Here is a 15643-nt window from a genome sequence, read left to right as displayed (position 1 = left end):
TTTCGGACTGGCCCGTGGCTCGACGCGTTTTTCGGCTGCGGCCGAGAAGAGCCCCTCACCATGACGGCTGGATAAATCCCTTGCATCGGGTCCGCCAGGGACGATCATGCCCTGATGATTCTGATCTCTAAAGAACTGGTCTGATTGAAAGAGCTAGATGTTGCAGCCACCATTGGACGATCCGCGGTTTTCGGCAGCCGACGCGCTTTTTGAAGGACAGCCTAAGTCATCGGAACCGCTAGATATCCTGAAGCGGATCTATGGCTATTCGTCGTTTCGGGGGAAGCAGCAGGCGGTTGTCGAGCATGTCGTTGCGGGCGGCGACGCCGTCGTGCTTTTTCCGACCGGCGCCGGCAAGTCGCTGTGCTTCCAGATTCCGGCGCTTTGCCGCGACGGCCTCGGCATCATTGTCTCGCCGCTGATCGCGCTGATGCGCGATCAGGTGCAGGCGCTGAAGCAGCTGGGGGTTCGCGCTGCTGCGCTGAACTCGTCGCTGTCGCGCGAGGAGGCTCAGGATGTCTATCGGGCGGTATCGAACGGGACGCTCGACCTTATTTATGTGACGCCGGAACGGATACTCACCGACAGTTTCCGGCAGATGATCGGCAATGCGAAGATCGCGCTTTTCGCCATAGACGAGGCGCATTGCGTTTCGCAGTGGGGCCACGACTTCCGGCCTGAGTATCGCGACCTTGGCAAGCTTGCGGAGCAGTTTCCCGATGTCCCGCGCATCGCGCTGACGGCGACGGCCGATCCGCATACGCGCGACGACATCATCGAGCGGCTGTCGCTACACCGGGCAAAGGTGTTCTCGACCAGCTTCGATCGACCCAACATCGCCTACGAGATCGTCGAGCGCGACCAGCCTCGCCAGCAGCTTTTGCGGTTCCTCAGCGGTCACAAGGGCAACAGCGGCATCGTCTATTGCCTGTCGCGGGCCAAGGTCGAGGATACCGCGGAGTGGCTGAACGGGCAGGGGATCAGGGCGCTTGCCTATCATGCAGGCATGGACCGCTCGGTGCGCGACGCCAACCAGGATGCGTTCCTGAAGGAGGACGACCTCTGTCTGGTGGCGACAGTCGCCTTTGGCATGGGCATCGACAAGCCGGATGTGCGCTATGTGGCGCATCTGGATATTCCGGGCTCCGTCGAGGCCTACTACCAGGAGACGGGCCGCGCCGGACGTGACGGACTGCCGTCGGAAGTGTGGATGGCCTATGGCATGGCCGACGTCATCCAGCGCGGTCGGATGATCGACGAAGGCAATGCGGCTGACGAGATCAAGCGGGTGGAAAAGGCGAAGCTCAACGCGCTTCTCGGCATCTGCGAGACATCGGGCTGCCGGCGGCAGGCTATCCTCGGGCATTTCGGCGAAGCGCATGCGGGCGGCTGCGGCAATTGCGATACCTGCCTGAAGCCGGTCGAGACCTGGGACGGGACGGAGGCCGCGATCAAGGCGCTGGCTGCTATCTATCGCACCGGCGAACGGTTTGGAGCGGGGCACGTGATCGACGTTCTCATCGGGACGGTCAATGAGAAGACGCAGCGTTTCGGGCATGCAGACATGCCGGTCTTCGGGGTCGGCAAAGATATTCCGTCGCGGACGTGGCAATCGGTGTTCCGGCAGCTGCTTGCCGGCGGCCTGATCAGTGTCGACCACACGGCATTCGGGGCTCTGAAGCTCGAGGCGGAGGCAAAGGCCGTCTTCAAGCGCGAGCGGCAGGTGTTTTTCCGCAAGGACCGGCCGGTGGTTGGGCGAAAGGACAAGAGTACGCGTACGGCCGCATCGGGTGCGAAGTCCAATCTCTCGGTCCCGGATGCCGAGCTGTTCGAGGCTCTGCGCGCCGAGCGGACAAAGATCGCAAGGGCGCTGGAAGTGCCGCCCTATGTCGTCTTCCCGGACACGACGCTGATCGCGCTGGCGACTGGGCGGCCGAAAAATCGCGATCAGCTGCTTGGCGTACCGGGGATCGGGCAGGCCAAGCTCGAGCGCTACGGCGATGCTTTTCTCGCGGTTATCCGTACCCAGCTTGACGGTTAGCCAGCGGCGGCAGGCGAGGGGCGCAACAATGCGACGCCTGTGTGTCGCATCTCAATTTCGGCTATCTCCAATGCGCCATTGGACTGGCGTTTTAGGGCGTCCGGGCTTAATCATGAGAGGGCGCAAGATGCTATCTGTGTCGCGTGTCAGCGTTCGTTTCAGACGCAGATGAACTTCTTCCGAAAGGGTGAGCGAGCGGTATGACAACAGCATTCATCGACCATCTCAAATCCGAAATCGCCGGGCTAAAGGAGACGGGCCTCTACAAGACCGAGCGCGTCATTACGTCAAAGCAGGGCGGCGAAATTGCCGTTGCCGGCGGCGAGCGCGTTTTGAACTTCTGTGCCAACAATTATCTGGGGCTGGCCGACAATGCCGAACTGGCCGAGGCGGGGAAGCGGGCGCTCGATCGATACGGCTATGGCATGGCTTCGGTCCGCTTCATCTGCGGCACGCAGGAGGAGCATAAGCAGCTCGAGGCGCGGATATCGTCCTTTCTCGGCATGGAGGACACGATCCTCTATTCCTCCTGCTTCGATGCCAATGGCGGGCTGTTCGAGACGCTGCTCTCCGATGAAGACGCGATTATCTCCGATGCGCTCAACCACGCGTCGATCATCGACGGCGTCCGTCTGTCGAAGGCGAAGCGGTTTCGCTATGCCAACAACGACATGGCGGCGCTCGAGGAAGAACTGAAGAAGGCTGAGGGCTGCCGGTTCAAGCTGATCGCCACCGACGGCGTGTTCTCGATGGACGGGATTATCGCCAATCTTGGCGGCGTCTGCGACCTCGCCGAGAAATACGGGGCCATGGTCATGGTCGACGACAGTCATGCGGTCGGCTTTGTCGGTCGGCATGGGCGCGGCTCTGCCGAACATTGCGGCGTCGAAGGCCGGATCGACATCATCACCGGAACGCTCGGCAAGGCACTCGGCGGCGCGTCCGGTGGGTATACCTCCGCAAAGGCTGAGATCGTCGACTGGCTGAGGCAGCGCTCGAGGCCCTATCTGTTTTCGAATACGCTGGCACCTGTAATTGCAGCGGCGTCGCTGAAAGTGTTCGACCTGATCAACAATGGCGATGCCCTGCGCGACAGGCTTTCGAGCAATGCGGCGCTGTTCCGATCCGAGATGACGAAGCTCGGCTTCACGCTTGCCGGCGAGGGTCATCCGATTATTCCGGTTATGCTGGGAGATGCCAAGCTGGCGCAGGACATGGCGGCGCTGATGCTGAAGAAGGGCGTCTATGTGATCGGGTTTGCGTTTCCTGTCGTGCCGAAGGGCCAGGCTCGTATTAGAACGCAGATGTCGGCGGCTCATTCGAAGGCGGATGTGGAGCGGGCGATTGCGGCGTTTGCCGAGGCGGGGAGAGAACTGGGAGTGATTTGATGTTTTACCCTCCCCCTGAGGGGGAGGGTCGGACCGCAGGTCCGGGGTGGGGTGATCCATTGAGCGTTGCGAATGCCGAGACGGTCACCCCCACCCGCAGCTATGCTGCGACCTCCCCCATCAAGGGGGAGGTGAAGACAGAAACTTAAGGAAACCCGATGTCGAACATGATGAAAGCGCTGGTGAAGGCGAAGCCCGAGGTCGGGCTTTGGATGGAGCATGTGCCGGTGCCGGAGGTGGGGCCGAACGATGTGCTGATCCGGGTGAAGAAATCGGCGATCTGCGGCACGGATGTTCATATCTGGAACTGGGACCAGTGGGCGCAAAAGACTATCCCGGTGCCGATGGTGGTCGGGCATGAATTCTGTGGCGTGATCGCCGAGATCGGCTCCTCCGTGACCAAGTACCATGTCGGCGAGCGGGTTTCGGGCGAGGGGCATATCGTTTGCGGCAAGTGCCGCAATTGCCGGGCGGGGCGGGGACATCTCTGCCGCAATACGCTGGGCGTCGGTGTCAACCGTCCGGGCTCCTTCGGTGAATTCGTCTGTATTCCTGAATCCAATGTCGTGCCGATCCCGGATGATATCAGCGACGAGGTTGCGGCGATCTTCGATCCGTTCGGCAATGCGGTGCACACCGCTCTTTCCTTCGACCTCGTTGGCGAGGATGTGCTTGTGACCGGCGCGGGGCCGATCGGTATCATGGGGGCGATGGTCGCCAAGCATTCCGGCGCCCGCAAGGTCGTCATCACCGACATCAATCCCATCCGCCTCGAACTGGCCCGCAAGGTCGGCATCGATTACGTGGTCGACGCGTCGAAGGAAAACCTTTCCGACGTGATGAAATCGATCGGCATGACCGAAGGTTTCGATGTTGGGCTGGAAATGTCCGGCGCGGCGCCGGCGTTCCGCGACATGATCGACAAGATGAACAATGGCGGCAAGATTGCCATTCTCGGCATTGCGCCGGCGGGGTTCGAGATCGACTGGAACAAGGTCATCTTCAAGATGCTGAACCTCAAGGGCATCTACGGCCGCGAGATGTTCGAGACCTGGTACAAGATGATCGCCTTTGTCCAGGGTGGGCTCGATGTCTCGCCCGTCATCACCCATCGCATCGGCATCGACGATTTTCGCGAGGGCTTCGAAGCGATGCGCTCGGGCAATTCCGGCAAGGTGGTCATGGACTGGGCGTAAGACCCGCTCTTTCGCGCGGCCGGTGATGGAAGGCGCTGCGAGGCCGGTGACATTATGTTGTGGTAATTCGAGCGCGGTATCGCTATATCCCGCTTAAGTTTCGGTGCTCGCCCTTGTCATCGCACCGAGGCTTCCTAAATTATGGAAACTGTCGGTATGGCGCGAAAGCCTGTGGATAAGGCTATTTTGCGATTTTCGTGGGCTATTTCGCTGGAAAAGCTTGACGCGAACGAAAATTGTGGGAATCACCGTTTACCCCCGGGGGAAACTCAGCGTTAACCCCTAGGAAACCGTGAACTGGGTCAGGAAGATCACACAACCATGGCCGGAATTTCAAACGCGATTGAGCTCTGCTGTCCGACGCCGGCAATCGTGGTTAAGCAGGCATTAAAGGTCATTCCTTTAGTTGAATGTGGGTGATTCGAGGCTGGCGCTCCGCGCGCCATGCCATACGACGGCCATTCGCCGAAGCAAAGTTTAAAGCGTCAGGGAAAGCGACGATATAAATGGCAACCAAAGTCAAAGAAAACGAAGAAGCTGAAGTCGAACGCGACGGCGCCTCCGACGGCCCGCTTCTCGATCTTTCGGATGACGCGGTCAAGAAGATGATCAAGGCCGCCAAGAAGCGCGGCTACGTGACGATGGACGAGCTCAACGCCGTCCTTCCGTCCGAAGAGGTGACGTCGGAACAGATCGAAGACACGATGGCAATGCTGTCCGACATGGGCATCAACGTCATCGAGGACGAAGACGTCGAGGAGCCGGGTACGCCTGCTGCTGCCGACGACGACGACAGCAACGACAACGAGGAAAGCGAAGGCGGCGAGCTTGCTCCGTCAGGCGGTTCCGCGCTGGCGACTGCCAAGAAGAAAGAACCGACCGACCGCACCGACGATCCGGTGCGCATGTATCTGCGCGAAATGGGCTCTGTCGAGCTTCTGTCGCGCGAAGGCGAAATCGCGATTGCCAAGCGCATCGAGGCTGGCCGCGAAACGATGATCGGTGGCCTCTGCGAGAGCCCGTTGACATTCCAGGCGCTGATCATCTGGCGCGACGAACTCAACGAAGGCACGACGCTGCTGCGCGAGATCATCGATCTCGAAACCACCTATTCCGGCCCGGAAGCCAAGGCTGCGCCGCAGTTCCAGAGCCCGGAAAAGATCGAGGCCGACCGCAAGGCGGCTGAAGAGAAGGAAAAGGCCCGCAAGATCCGCTTCCCAGGCTCCGGCGAAGACGACATCACCGATGTGGGCGGCGAAGGGAGGCAGGGCGAGGAAGAGGAAGACGACGAGGACGAGTCCAGCCTGTCGCTTGCCGCGATGGAATTCGAGCTGCGCCCGCAGGTTATGCTGACGCTCGACACGATCGCCGAGACCTACAAGAAGCTGCGCAAGCTGCAGGACCAGCAGGTCGAGCAGCGCCTTGCCGCTTCCGGCACGCTGTCGTCGGCCCAGGAGCGCCGCTACAAGGAGCTCAAGGACGAGCTTATCAAGTCGGTGAAGTCGCTGTCGCTCAACCAGAACCGCATCGATGCGCTGGTCGAGCAGCTCTATGACATCAACAAGCGCCTCGTGCAGAACGAAGGCAAGCTGCTGCGGCTGGCCGAATCCTACGGCGTCAAGCGCGACAGCTTCCTCGAACAGTACAGCGGCGCCGAGCTTGATCCGAACTGGATGAAGTCGATCGGCAATCTGGCCGCCCGCGGCTGGAAGGAATTCGCCAAGAGCGAAAACACCACCATTCGCGACATCCGCCAGGAAATCCAGAATCTGGCGACCGAAACCGGTATCTCGATCTCGGAATTCCGCCGTATCGTGCACATGGTGCAGAAGGGCGAACGCGAGGCCCGCATCGCCAAGAAGGAAATGGTCGAAGCGAACCTTCGCCTCGTCATTTCCATCGCCAAGAAATACACGAACCGCGGCCTGCAGTTCCTCGACCTCATCCAGGAAGGCAATATCGGCCTGATGAAGGCCGTGGACAAGTTCGAGTATCGCCGCGGCTACAAGTTCTCGACTTACGCCACGTGGTGGATCAGGCAGGCGATTACCCGTTCGATCGCCGACCAGGCCCGCACGATCCGTATTCCGGTGCACATGATTGAGACGATCAACAAGATCGTCCGGACATCGCGCCAGATGCTGCACGAAATCGGCCGCGAGCCGACCCCGGAAGAGCTGGCCGAAAAGCTGGCAATGCCGCTCGAAAAGGTCCGCAAGGTCCTGAAGATCGCCAAGGAACCGATCTCGCTCGAAACCCCCGTGGGTGACGAAGAGGATTCGCATCTCGGCGATTTCATTGAGGACAAGAACGCGCTGCTGCCTATCGACGCGGCGATCCAGGCGAACCTGCGCGAGACCACCACGCGTGTTCTCGCCTCGCTGACGCCACGCGAAGAACGCGTGCTGCGCATGCGTTTCGGCATCGGCATGAACACCGACCACACGCTCGAAGAAGTCGGCCAGCAGTTCTCGGTTACCCGCGAACGCATCCGTCAGATTGAGGCGAAGGCGCTGCGCAAGCTGAAGCACCCGAGCCGCAGCCGCAAGCTGCGGAGCTTCCTCGACAGCTGAGAACATGTCGCATTGCTTGTAAAATCGAACCCGGTCAGACTAAACTGGCCGGGTTTTTGTTTTCCGCCTTTTCGTCCAACGGGACGCTGGCGTTCAAACCTGATGCTTTCTGCCGTCCGAGTGTCTGTTCCAACATGCAGCAAGATTCCGCAAACCCGAAAAAATCAATCGAATGGGGCACCCCGGTCTCTATCCTCATTCACGTTGCGATTGCTGCTGCCTTTCTTGTCAATCTTCCGGCCAAACAGCAGACGCCTGACCCAGAGCAGGCCGTGAATGTAGAGCTGGTTCCGCCGCCCGAGGAGAAAAAGCCGGACGAGAAAAAGCCGGAGGAGGCGAAGCAGGAACAGAAGAAGCCTGACGAAAAGAAGCCTGAGGAGAAGCCTCCCGTGAAGCCGCCGGAGCCGCCGAAGGTGGAAACGAAAGCGGAAGAGCCGTCTCCGCCACCTGCACCGCCGTCTCCGAAAGAGGAGGCGAAGAAGGAAGAGCCAGAGCCTGAGCCGCCGAAGGAGGAGGCAAAAGCACAACCAAAGCCGGAGCCGCCGAAGGAGCAGGAGGAGCCGAAGCAGGAAGAGCCGCCGAAACCGGAGGCTGAAAAGCAGCCGTTCAAGCAGGATTTCCGTAGCGTGGAGCCAATTTTCGGGTTTGGCGACAAAGAGGCGGGACCGCAACTATCAGACAAGGGTAACGCCGCAGAAACGGAAGCTGAGCCCGCTGTAGCGCAAGCGCCCAGCCAGCCAGACCTTCCAGTTCCTTTGGTAAAGCCACTCTTGGCGAGCCCGGTGCCTGCGGACATCAATCTGCCGAAGATTGACGCGGCTGCCAGCCATGCCGAGAATGATGGGCCGACGATCGCGGGCGCGGACGAGGCCAAGACACATTTCGAGCCGGACGTGCCCCCGAAGGCAAGTCAATCGCAGCAGGAGGATGCGTCTTCGATGCCGACGCCGCCGGAAAAGCCTCCGGAAGATAGGTTGAACCGGACGAAGACACTTTTGTCGAAGAAAGCTAATTCAGGTTCGAGGGCCGTAACAGCCATCGGCAACCGGTCGCGGGATACGCGTGTTGGACCGCTCTGTGTCACGGAGCTGGCTGTACAACTTCAGCAGGCAACGCCCGCTTATAGCACAGATGGGATGCCGAGCTATCCTCCGATATCCGCCAACGTTGTCATCGTAAACGACGGCGCATTTCTCAGCGACGGTGTGTGGTACGGTCTGAAGTTCCGGTGTGAGGTCGATGACGCTGCAACAAAAGTGGTCTCGCTCCAGTTTTCTGTAGGAAGTCCGATTCCCCGAAACGAATGGAAGCGTCGTCACCTTTCGGCAGACTAAGGCATTCAAGCCTCATCAATAATCCCGACAGCTTGGCGCAAGAACGGGCACCTAACGTCACCCCTGCAACCGGGATGGTTCCGGAATCAGAGGGGACAATGATATGTCGAATGAAGTCGAGCACTTTCTGGATACGCAGGACGAAGTCGTGAGCCTGATGTTTCTCGAGAACAAGGGCGATGAACTCACCGACATTCTCGTGGCAGCCCTCGAGGAAGCGCTAGAGATCCTGAAATTCGAAATCTCCCACACCACCTTTCACTAAGTTATGCCGCTATGATGCCTACGGCCCGGTCGCTTGCCGACGGCGCATGCTTTGCGCGACCGCGATTGCTTGTTTGCCTCTGAGGCGAGGACTATACTTGCCGCCGATGGGGCGAGAGGGCCATTTGCCGGCGCAAAGTGGGTTTGTTTCAGCGTAGAGGAGACGTTTGGGCGTAGCGTGGCGCCTGCGGTCGGCCGTGCCTCCATCGAGGAGGTCTGCAATGAGCACTTACATCGTGTTGATCGATTGGACTGAGCAAGGCGTGAAGAACGTGCGGGAGTCGCCGCGGCGGCTTGATGCGGCCAAGAAGCTGCTGCGCGAGATGGGCGGCAATTTCAAGGATTTCTATCTCACCATGGGCGAGCACGACATGGTGGCGGTGTGCGACGCGCCTGATGATGCAGTCGCTGCGCGGTTTGCGCTTTCGCTCGGCTCGGGTGGCAGCGTGCGCACCCGTACCCTCAAGGCTTTCCCCGAAGCGGCCTATCGCGAAATCATCAATTCGCTCGGCTGAGACGGCGTGTAGCTGCCGTGTGGCGTGGCATCCTTGCATGTTGAGCGGGATGCGGCTCCGGGGAAATACGACTTGCCAAAGCGGACTTCGGCGACGAACGTCCGTGAGGGGCTGCCTGTGTGCCCGGTGGCCATAACCTTTGGAATTGCAGATGTCCGTCTCCACTTCGACGCTCAGAGTTCTTGAGCCCTATCCGGGCCTGTACGCCTATTACGACGGTCGCATTGAGGGAAGGCGGCTCCATTCGGACGCGCCGAACTGGCTCGACGACGGTGCCTACAGTCTTGGCATCGCCTCCTATGCCATCGTCGATCGGGGCGAGGCGCTGGTCTACGATACCCACATGTCCCTGCCACATGCCCGTGCCATCAGGTCCCATCTCGAAGGGCTCGGTGTTGGCTCCATTCGCGTGGTGCTCAGCCATTGGCATGACGACCATATTGCCGGAAACGAGATCTTCGCCGATTGCGAGATTATCGCTTTGACGCTGACTGCCGCGGCGATGGCAGCAAACCGCGAGAAGATCGAAACCGGCGATCCGCCAATATCGCCGCTCGTCATGCCCAACCGCATGTTCGACGGGAAGCTGAACCTTGCTGTCGGCGGGCGTCAGGTCGAGCTGCATCATTTCGATATCCATAGCGCCGACGGCAATGTTGTCTGGCTGCCGGAAGACCGGCTCCTTCTCGCCGGCGACACGCTGGAAGATACGACCACCTATATTTCCGAGGCAGAGCATATCGCGACACACATCAGCGAGCTTGCGCGCATGCGAACCTGGCCGATCCACCGCATACTGCCAAATCACGGCGCCCCGGACCGCATCTTGGCCGGTGGTTATTCAGCCAATTTGATCGATGCTAACCGAAGCTATCTGGAGAGGCTGACCGACCCGGACGACCTTGGCCGATGCGAAGGCATGTCGCTCAAGGATTTCGTCGCCGACGACGTGGCCTCGGGCGCCGTCTCCTATTACCAGCCCTATGAGATTGTTCACCGCGAGAACATCTCGGCGGTGAAGGCGGTGTTGGAACGCCCCTGACACCGCAGGCGCTGCGGCAAATTGTCGATAACGGATATGTTGGTTGACATGACGGCGGAACGGGGACAGCAGGGCAGTCCAAATATCAGTATTGCCGAAAGCAAAGATTGAGTTCCGCTCCGAGCCTTGCCAGTGGCGCGGATCGCAGAAAGTTTTCATGGACCATCAACAAGTCATTCCGGGCAGCGTCCTTCGCAACCCCGGCTATCGCTCCTTTGCCGCGTCACGGGTGTTCTCGTCACTGTCGTTCCAGGCGGTTACCGTCGCGATGGGCTGGATGATCTATGACCAGACGCATAGCGCCTTTGCCCTCGGCTTTGTCGGCTTCTGCCAGTTCCTGCCGATGGTGCTTTTGACATTCGTCGTCGGCCACGTCGCGGATCGGTTCGATCGACGTCGGATCGGCCTCGTTTGCCAGATGATCGAAGCCGTGACCTCGCTGGTGCTTGCCGTCGCCGTCTGGCAGCATTGGGTAACGCCTGCCGTCATCCTCTGCGCAGTCGCGATCATGGGCGCGGCGACCGCCTTCGAGCGGCCGACCATGGCGGCGCTGTTGCCGAACGTCGTTGGTCCCTCGCTGCTGCAGAAGGCGGTCGCGACCTCGACGTCGATGATGCAGACGGCGCTGATCATCGGCCCGTCGCTCGGGGGACTGCTCTACGGGCTCAGCCCGATTGCGCCGTTTGCGATGGCGGCGGTTCTCTTCACAGTCGCCAGCTTCAACGTTGCGTCGATCAGGATCGAGCGGCGACAGTCGTCGCGCGAACCTGTGACCCTGAGTTCGGTGTTTGCCGGGGTGTCCTTCATCAAGGGACGGCCGCTGATGCTTGGCACGATCTCGCTCGATCTCTTCGCCGTGCTTCTCGGCGGCGCGACGGCGCTGCTGCCGATGTTTGCCCGCGACATTCTTCATGCCGGCCCGTGGGGTCTGGGGCTGCTCAGGGCAGCGCCTGCCGTCGGCGCGCTTGCCATGTCGATCGTATTGGCGCGGCGACCGCTGCAGACGGAGGTCGGCAAGAAAATGCTGGCAGCGGTCTTCATCTTCGGTGTAGCGACGGTCGTCTTTGCGCTGTCGACCAACATTGCGCTATCCGTCTGCGCGCTGCTGGTTGTCGGCGCATCGGACACCGTCAGCGTCGTGGTGCGCAGCTCGCTCGTGCAGTTGCTGACGCCGGACGCGATGCGCGGGCGCGTCAATGCCGTCAACTCGCTGTTCATCGGGACATCCAACCAGCTGGGTGAATTTGAGTCCGGCATGCTGGCGGGCGTGCTTGGCCCCGTCGCCACCGGCATCGTCGGCGGCATAGGCACTATCGTCGTCGTTCTGCTGTGGATGCGCCTTTTTCCCGATCTGACCAAGGTCAGGACGCTGCAGGGTTAGCGTATGTCGAGCGGCGGTTTTCAGATAGGGCATGCGCTGGAACAAAGCCCGGCCTTATTGGGCGTAGGCCTCGTCCAGCCCGGCGACGTCGATCTTCACCATCTGCATCATGGCTGCCTGGACGCGGTTGGCCCTGGCGGTGTCAGGGTCGTTCAGATAGCGCATGAGTGCGTCGGGAATGATCTGCCATGCGATGCCGTAGCGATCCTTCAGCCAGCCGCATTGCTGAGGCTTGCCGCCGTCGCGCAGCCGTTCCCAATAGTAGTCGACTTCGGCCTGGTCCTTGCAGGAAACGAAGAAGGAAATCGCCTCGCTGAAGGTAAAGTGCGGTCCGCCATTCAGGCCCATGAAATGCTGGCCTGCGAGCTCGAAGCTGGCCGTGAATGCCTTGCCATCCGGCCCACGCTTCATATAGGTGACGCGGCAATCCTCGAAGATCGAGGTGTAGAAGGTGATGGCCTCTTCCAGCTGGTCGTTGAACCACAAAAACGGTGTGATCTTCTGCATGTTCATTCCTCCCTTGGTGCGATTGCCCTTGGTGCGATTGACTGCTCCGAGGACGCCCGACACCGATCCAGTCCTACAAATGTTTCATAATCTTTTGAAGACAGACCGCGGACAGCCGACTGGAAGCAGGCGGCTTGCTCTGCTAACTCAGAGCACATGATCACGCTCGTTCCATTCACAGAAGCGCATTTCGGCCCGCTGATCGCATGGTTTTCGACAGAGGCGGAGGCGGTGCAATGGGCCGGCGCCACCGTGACCTTCCCGCTCGATCATGACCAGCTTCTGGCCATGCTTTCAGAGACGCGGCAGCAACCGCTGCAGCGGCTGGCGTGGATGGCGGTGGCCGAGGATCGTCTCGTCGGCCACGTCCAGCTTGCGCTCGACTGGCGCAATGGTATCGGCAGGCTGGCACGCGTCGGCATTGCCCCTGCCGAGCGCGGTCGCGGGTTTGCCTCCGACATGCTGGGCCAGATCGTCGACCTTGCCTTTGCGATGCCGGAGATCGAGCGGCTGGAGCTCAATGTCTTCAGCTTCAATATTCCGGCAATGCGTGCCTATGAACGGCTCGGCTTCGTGAGCGAGGGTGTTCGCCGCTCTTCGACGCGAGTGGGGTCCGAGCGATGGGACACCGTGATGATGGGCCTGCTGAGAAGCGAATACCCTCGCGGCAAAGATCGACCGCTGTCGCTGCCGGCCGGCTCCCGGTCATAGGCCGCAAGCCGGGAAAGGAGATCGAATGCCGCAGATCGGGTTGACCATCCAGACGCAGGGCCAGGGCCTTTACGAATTCACCAGCCAGGCCGCCGATTTCGTGCGCAAGGCGGGCAACAGCGAAGGCCTGTTGACTGTGTTCGTCAGGCATACCTCCTGTTCGCTGTTGATCCAGGAAAATGCCGATCCCGACGTCAAGGCAGACCTCGACATGTTTTTTCGCCGGTTGGTGCCGCCGTCGTCCGATCCATCCATGCGCTGGGTCGTCCACACGGCGGAGGGGCCGGACGACATGCCCGCACATATCAAATCCGCGTTGACGCAGGTCTCGATCGGCATCCCCGTTTCCGGCGGACGCCTGGCGCTCGGAACCTGGCAGGGCATCTATCTGTTCGAGCATCGCGATAGACCGCACCGCCGCGAGATCGTTCTTCATCTTGGCGTCTAAACAATGGGTTAACCACTTGATCGAGACGTTAATCGACTTGAACGCCGGATGAACGCCTGGTTGGACCGGCGTTCAGCTTGGCGGTCCTATTCTCCATGCAATCCCACTGCACGAGGGATCATCGAGATGACACACCCAGGAGGAAGATCAATGACAACCATTCTCGCCAAGGCCGGTATCGCTGCGCTGATCGCGCTCGGCTCCATGTCCGCGATGATTTCGACGGCGTCAGCAGCACCCCTCGGCGGTGTTGTCCACGAGGTCCGTTATGACCATCATCGCGCGCGCGTCTGCTCGCCGGTCGTGGCTGTTCGCAAGGCCCGCGCCCACGGAATGCGGCATGCGCATGTTGCCGAGATCGCCCCCCGCCGTGTGATCGTCGAAGGCCGCGGGCGCTACGGTCGCGATCGCATCGTGTTTGCCAATGTGCCCGGCTGCCCGGTCATCCGTCGCTGATTGGCATGTCGCGAAGTGTAGCAAAGCTGTCTTGCCCTGCGATGGCGGCTTGCTTTTTCATTGTTCCAGTCGATCCGGGCTCTGGCATATCGCCGGCCTTCCTTTTAACTGATCACTGCGTGAATGACTGATTCTGAACTTGTTCGGTATCTTGTCGTTACATCTGGCAACCGCTTGAGAAAGGCGGCTTCGGCCAAGACAGAAGCGTTTCGCTTGAGGGAGAGATAAATGAAGCAAGTTCTTGCAAAACTCGGGATCGCTGCGGCCATTGCCGTCAGCGCATTCTCGGGCACGGTGACGAACGCCGCTGCCCAGAATCTCGATATCTACGTCGGGCCTGGTTATCACCGTCCGCCACCGCCGGACTATGACCGTCCGCCACCGCCGCCACCCGGCTATGGCGGCAACTACGGTCGCCGCGGCTGCGATCCCCGCCAGGCTGTGGATATCGCCCGCGACTACGGTCTGCGCCGCGCACGCGTCAGCGACGTCACGCCTAGACGCGTCATCGTCGATGGCTACAGCCGTCGCGGGCCTGACACCATGGTGTTCGCCAATGTTCGCGGCTGCCCCGTGATGGGTCGCTGATCGACAAGAGAGCCTGTCCGTCTTCACTGACGCGCAGAAAAACCGCCCTTTGCCCGTCTTCCCGGATTGTGCAAAGGGCGGTTCTGTTTTTGGCGACTGGCGCTCTACCGCCTATGCGACTTACTGCTCGATGGAGTAGGTGATGGTGACGGTGACATTGTAGGTGTTTTCGCCGCTCTGGACGGGGACGCTGTCTGTTGCCTGCTTCATCATCGCCGCGCGGAAGACCGGTTGCGGCGCCGGACGGTTCGAATCCTCCGATATCTCGATGACGCGGCCAAGCTTGACGCCGGCTGCCTCGCTCAACGTCCTGGCCTTGGCTAGGGCGTTTGCCACGGCGTTCTTTCTGGCTTCATCGAGAACGGCATCCGGCTTGTCGTTGATGAACTGGATGTCGCCGCCCTGGTTGATACCAAGGCCGACCGCCTGGTCTATCAGGCTGCCGAGCTTGGCGAGATCCCGCACCCGAACCGAGACTGAATTGGTCGCCTGGTAGCCGATCAATTCCGGCGGCTGGGGTTGGCCGTTTGTCCCATTCGAATAATTGTACTGCGGTTGTATGGAGAAGCCCGAGGTCTGCAAGTCGCGCTCGGCGATGCCGCTGTCCTTCAGCGTCGCCAGCACGGCGCCCATTGCCTTGTTGTTCTCGTCCAGCGCGTCATGGGCGGACTTCGCCTGCTTGACGACCGAGAGCGTCACCAGCGCGGTATCCGGAGCGATCGCCGATTGACCTTCGCCCGACACCACGATGACGGCCTGGCGCGGGTTCGCATCCTCGGCAAACGCTGTCGTGCCGGCAACCGCCAGAAGGGTTGCTCCCATCACGGCGGAGAGGGCGAAATTCCTGGTTTTGGTCAATGACATGGTTCGTTCCTTGGTTGATGTTTCCTCGCAATTGCTTTTTGTCGATTGATTGTGAACGTATTGCGGCGGTCTCTTGTCGAGCCAGGGAAATTACGCTAGAGCGGGTCTGCCTCGGGGGACCATTGCCCCGTCGCCACGCGACGGCACTGCCGCCGCCGGGCCTGTAGCTCAATGGTTAGAGCCGGCGGCTCATAACCGCTTGGTTGGGGGTTCGAGTCCTCCCGGGCCCACCAAATTTCTTTATTTGTGACGATACCCACTAATTGCGAAACAAATGCGCAAAATGGCGAGCCAATTGCGCAAAATAGTGAACTAACGTCCGTCGCCGTTCTCTT

The 15643-nt window shown here is 60.4% G+C and carries 15 protein-coding genes and 1 tRNA gene; 14 read left to right on the top strand and 2 right to left on the bottom strand.

Annotated elements, in window-relative coordinates:
- Positions 1–157 precede the first annotated feature (157 nt).
- The 9 genes from recQ to CPY51_RS12685 all read left to right on the top strand — a co-directional run bounded on the left by recQ (position 158) and on the right by CPY51_RS12685 (position 11734).
- Positions 158–2041 carry a DNA helicase RecQ gene (gene recQ, locus CPY51_RS12720; protein ID WP_111160584.1) on the top strand — a complete coding sequence of 628 codons (1884 nt, stop codon included), beginning with the start codon at positions 158–160 and terminating at the stop codon, positions 2039–2041.
- 200 nt (positions 2042–2241) lie between these two features.
- Entirely contained in the window at positions 2242–3429 is a 1188-nt protein-coding gene (locus tag CPY51_RS12715) for a glycine C-acetyltransferase (protein WP_111160583.1), read from the top strand.
- Between the two features lie 158 nt (positions 3430–3587).
- The gene (gene tdh, locus CPY51_RS12710) at positions 3588–4625 is read left to right on the top strand and encodes an L-threonine 3-dehydrogenase (RefSeq protein ID WP_111160582.1); all 1038 of its coding nucleotides are present in this window, start codon (positions 3588–3590) and stop codon (positions 4623–4625) included.
- Positions 4626–5131: 506 nt separating this feature from the next.
- A complete protein-coding gene (gene rpoD, locus CPY51_RS12705; RefSeq protein ID WP_111160581.1) occupies positions 5132–7198 on the top strand; it encodes an RNA polymerase sigma factor RpoD in 2067 nt (688 codons plus the stop codon).
- Positions 7199–7332: 134 nt separating this feature from the next.
- Positions 7333–8532 (top strand): DUF930 domain-containing protein, encoded by a 1200-nt coding sequence (locus CPY51_RS12700; RefSeq protein ID WP_111160580.1) that lies wholly within the window; start codon positions 7333–7335, stop codon positions 8530–8532.
- A gap of 103 nt (positions 8533–8635) precedes the next feature.
- Positions 8636–8797 carry a hypothetical protein gene (locus CPY51_RS32830; protein WP_195909512.1) on the top strand — a complete coding sequence of 54 codons (162 nt, stop codon included), beginning with the start codon at positions 8636–8638 and terminating at the stop codon, positions 8795–8797.
- Between the two features lie 220 nt (positions 8798–9017).
- Positions 9018–9311: a GYD domain-containing protein gene (locus CPY51_RS12695; protein WP_111160579.1), complete on the top strand. Its 294-nt coding sequence runs from the start codon at positions 9018–9020 to the stop codon at positions 9309–9311.
- Between the two features lie 151 nt (positions 9312–9462).
- The gene (locus CPY51_RS12690) at positions 9463–10353 is read left to right on the top strand and encodes an MBL fold metallo-hydrolase (RefSeq protein ID WP_111160578.1); all 891 of its coding nucleotides are present in this window, start codon (positions 9463–9465) and stop codon (positions 10351–10353) included.
- Between the two features lie 157 nt (positions 10354–10510).
- Positions 10511–11734: an MFS transporter gene (locus CPY51_RS12685; RefSeq protein WP_111160577.1), complete on the top strand. Its 1224-nt coding sequence runs from the start codon at positions 10511–10513 to the stop codon at positions 11732–11734.
- A gap of 54 nt (positions 11735–11788) precedes the next feature.
- On the opposite strand, the gene CPY51_RS12680 is transcribed toward CPY51_RS12685, so the two are convergent.
- Complete coding sequence (locus tag CPY51_RS12680) at positions 11789–12241, bottom strand: VOC family protein (protein WP_111160973.1); 453 nt, start codon at positions 12239–12241, stop codon at positions 11789–11791.
- Between the two features lie 156 nt (positions 12242–12397).
- Here CPY51_RS12680 and CPY51_RS12675 point away from each other — a divergent pair, with 156 nt between their 5' ends.
- The 4 genes from CPY51_RS12675 (at position 12398) to CPY51_RS12660 (ending at position 14444) form a co-directional block, all read left to right on the top strand.
- Complete coding sequence (locus tag CPY51_RS12675) at positions 12398–12952, top strand: GNAT family N-acetyltransferase (RefSeq protein WP_111160576.1); 555 nt, start codon at positions 12398–12400, stop codon at positions 12950–12952.
- Positions 12953–12977: 25 nt separating this feature from the next.
- Positions 12978–13400 carry a secondary thiamine-phosphate synthase enzyme YjbQ gene (locus CPY51_RS12670; RefSeq protein ID WP_111160575.1) on the top strand — a complete coding sequence of 141 codons (423 nt, stop codon included), beginning with the start codon at positions 12978–12980 and terminating at the stop codon, positions 13398–13400.
- A gap of 150 nt (positions 13401–13550) precedes the next feature.
- Positions 13551–13856, top strand: coding sequence for a hypothetical protein (locus CPY51_RS12665; RefSeq protein WP_111160574.1), 306 nt, complete (start codon positions 13551–13553; stop codon positions 13854–13856).
- Between the two features lie 228 nt (positions 13857–14084).
- Positions 14085–14444 carry a hypothetical protein gene (locus CPY51_RS12660; RefSeq protein ID WP_111160573.1) on the top strand — a complete coding sequence of 120 codons (360 nt, stop codon included), beginning with the start codon at positions 14085–14087 and terminating at the stop codon, positions 14442–14444.
- Positions 14445–14564: 120 nt separating this feature from the next.
- On the opposite strand, the gene CPY51_RS12655 is transcribed toward CPY51_RS12660, so the two are convergent.
- The gene (locus tag CPY51_RS12655; protein WP_420820697.1) at positions 14565–15266 is read right to left on the bottom strand and encodes an SIMPL domain-containing protein; all 702 of its coding nucleotides are present in this window, start codon (positions 15264–15266) and stop codon (positions 14565–14567) included.
- Between the two features lie 199 nt (positions 15267–15465).
- On the opposite strand from CPY51_RS12655, the gene CPY51_RS12650 reads away from it, so the two are divergent.
- Positions 15466–15541 (top strand) — tRNA-Ile (locus CPY51_RS12650).
- Positions 15542–15643 lie beyond the last annotated feature (102 nt).

This window comes from Arminella tubonensis, from assembly GCF_003240585.1.
Classification (GTDB): domain Bacteria; phylum Pseudomonadota; class Alphaproteobacteria; order Rhizobiales; family Rhizobiaceae; genus Rhizobium; species Rhizobium tubonense.
The sequence above is the reverse complement of the archived record's forward strand: the minus strand, read 5'-3'. Positions and strand labels throughout refer to the sequence as shown.

Excerpts from the sequence above, each read along its gene's own strand:
- CPY51_RS12660 (WP_111160573.1), top strand. The coding sequence starts at position 14,085 with ATGAAGCAAGTTCTTGCAAAACTCGGGATCGCTGCGGCCATTGCCGTC.
- CPY51_RS12670 (WP_111160575.1), top strand. The coding sequence starts at position 12,978 with ATGCCGCAGATCGGGTTGACCATCCAGACGCAGGGCCAGGGCCTTTAC.
- CPY51_RS12665 (WP_111160574.1), top strand. The coding sequence starts at position 13,551 with ATGACAACCATTCTCGCCAAGGCCGGTATCGCTGCGCTGATCGCGCTC.
- CPY51_RS12695 (WP_111160579.1), top strand. The coding sequence starts at position 9,018 with ATGAGCACTTACATCGTGTTGATCGATTGGACTGAGCAAGGCGTGAAG.
- recQ (WP_111160584.1), top strand. The coding sequence starts at position 158 with ATGTTGCAGCCACCATTGGACGATCCGCGGTTTTCGGCAGCCGACGCG.
- CPY51_RS12715 (WP_111160583.1), top strand. The coding sequence starts at position 2,242 with ATGACAACAGCATTCATCGACCATCTCAAATCCGAAATCGCCGGGCTA.
- CPY51_RS12685 (WP_111160577.1), top strand. The coding sequence starts at position 10,511 with ATGGACCATCAACAAGTCATTCCGGGCAGCGTCCTTCGCAACCCCGGC.
- CPY51_RS12700 (WP_111160580.1), top strand. The coding sequence starts at position 7,333 with ATGCAGCAAGATTCCGCAAACCCGAAAAAATCAATCGAATGGGGCACC.
- rpoD (WP_111160581.1), top strand. The coding sequence starts at position 5,132 with ATGGCAACCAAAGTCAAAGAAAACGAAGAAGCTGAAGTCGAACGCGAC.
- tdh (WP_111160582.1), top strand. The coding sequence starts at position 3,588 with ATGTCGAACATGATGAAAGCGCTGGTGAAGGCGAAGCCCGAGGTCGGG.
- CPY51_RS12675 (WP_111160576.1), top strand. The coding sequence starts at position 12,398 with ATGATCACGCTCGTTCCATTCACAGAAGCGCATTTCGGCCCGCTGATC.
- CPY51_RS12655 (WP_420820697.1), bottom strand. The coding sequence starts at position 15,266 with ATGGGAGCAACCCTTCTGGCGGTTGCCGGCACGACAGCGTTTGCCGAG.
- CPY51_RS32830 (WP_195909512.1), top strand. The coding sequence starts at position 8,636 with ATGTCGAATGAAGTCGAGCACTTTCTGGATACGCAGGACGAAGTCGTG.
- CPY51_RS12690 (WP_111160578.1), top strand. The coding sequence starts at position 9,463 with ATGTCCGTCTCCACTTCGACGCTCAGAGTTCTTGAGCCCTATCCGGGC.
- CPY51_RS12680 (WP_111160973.1), bottom strand. The coding sequence starts at position 12,241 with ATGCAGAAGATCACACCGTTTTTGTGGTTCAACGACCAGCTGGAAGAG.